Genomic DNA, 245 nt, shown 5'->3' with positions numbered 1-245 from the left:
ACGGCGAAGAGAAAAAATCCGTGGTTTCGCCGTTGAGCCTGATTATCTCCGCGTTCGCGCCTGTCAAAGACGTGTGCAAAACCGTTACGCCCGAATTGAAAAACGTCGAAGACAGCGTATTGCTGTTTGTCGATTTGGGCTTCGGCAAAGCGCGTATGGGTGGCTCCGCGTTCGGTCAGGTCTATAACAATATGAGCGGCGAAGCGCCCGATTTGGACGATACAGGTCGTCTGAAAGCGTTTTAC

1 protein-coding gene is annotated in these 245 nt (G+C 52.2%); it reads left to right on the top strand.

All coding sequences use genetic code 11. The features are described from left to right. Positions 1–245: hypothetical protein (locus ACTHS3_RS18415; RefSeq protein WP_440368861.1), on the top strand; the 245-nt coding region annotated here is incomplete at both ends.

The sequence above is a fragment of the Neisseria sp. P0009.S007 genome (assembly GCF_051962515.1).
This window is presented reverse-complemented; position numbering and strand designations above follow the sequence as displayed.